Raw genomic sequence first — 1,260 nt, 5'->3', positions numbered from 1 at the left:
CCTTTAGCTTTGAGCAGTAGTAAGAAATCAAGATTATTACACCCCGTAATGCTACTCTCAGTCAGGCACTTTAGCAAACATGCAAGGCTCGAAAGCCTATTAAGAGATTAAATCCTGGCTGAGTTTTTCAAACCCTACACTCGATAGAAATGAAGGCGTTCAGGCCTATTAGTAAGGTTTAAGTGATGGTTTGAAAGCGTAGAGTACATCTGTTTTATCTAATCTCATCTTGCCATGGCTTTTGACTTCTTTCTGGGTATCGACATCGCCAAGCAAACGCTCGACTACGCCCTTCTTGATCAGTACGGTAATCTGAAGCGACAAGAACAGATTCCTAACACGCAGAAAGCAGTCGAACAACTGATGCAGCAACTTCATCAGCTGTTTGGTGTGCAGCCAGCTTCTCTCTTGATCTGTCTAGAGCATACGGGTATTTATAATAATCACCTGCTAGAGGTGTTCACCCGGCCAGACTATCGGGTGTGGTTGGAGTCAGGCAAACAGATCCGGTATTCGACTGGAATACACCGCGCTAAAACCGACAGTATTGATGCGCTTAACATTGCCCGCTATGCGCAACGGCATCATGCGCAGGCTCGGCTTTGGAAGCCAGCTAGCCGACTCATTATCAAGCTCAAAGCTTTAACCTCGTTGCGCAGTCGGCTCCTGCTAGCTGCCAATACCCTCAAGCAACCACTCAAGGAGGCCAAGGCTTTCATGGATAAAGGCATACTAAAGTCATTGGAAAAAGCCTCTGCTAGTTCGTTAAAAGCCTTGGAAAAAGACCTTGATGCTGTCAATGACCAGATTGAGAGTCTGATTAAAGATGATCCCGAACTTAACCGCTTATTTTACTTGCTAACTTCTATTGTTGGTATTGGTGCTGTCACGGCAACAGGTTTTATTTTGACTACCCATGCTTTCACGGATGGCAAGACAGCTAAGCAGTTTGCCTGTTATGCGGGCGTAGCCCCGTTCCCTTATCAATCCGGTAGCAGCATCCGTGGACGAACCCGCGTATCGCCGATGGCCGACAAGCAGATGAAAACCCTGCTTCACTTATCGGCCATGACCGCGATTCGGGCCAAGGGTGAGCTACGGGATTACTATCAACGGAAAGTAGGCGAGGGTAAAAACAAGATGGCTGTTTTGAACGCCGTTCGGAATAAGCTAATAGGGCGAGCTTATGCGGTAGTGAGTAAGAATCAGGAATATGACAAAACATATACCTATTCGCTTGCTTAGACCATAGAAATCTCT

General features: G+C 46.5%; 1 protein-coding gene. It reads left to right on the top strand.

Translation table 11 applies throughout. The features are described 5' to 3' along the window. The first annotated feature begins 234 nt into the window (after window positions 1–234). Window positions 235–1,245, top strand: coding sequence for an IS110 family RNA-guided transposase (locus tag ACAW74_RS28690; protein WP_370701655.1), 1,011 nt, complete (start codon window positions 235–237; stop codon window positions 1,243–1,245). Window positions 1,246–1,260: the final 15 nt, after the last annotated feature.

Origin of the sequence: Fibrella musci (genome assembly GCF_041321105.1) — a bacterium.
GTDB lineage: Bacteria > Bacteroidota > Bacteroidia > Cytophagales > Spirosomataceae > Fibrella > Fibrella musci.
Note: the sequence above shows the minus strand (reverse complement) of the source record. Positions and strands in the feature narration are given on the sequence as shown.

Excerpts from the sequence above, each read along its gene's own strand:
- ACAW74_RS28690 (WP_370701655.1), top strand. The coding sequence starts at position 235 with ATGGCTTTTGACTTCTTTCTGGGTATCGACATCGCCAAGCAAACGCTC.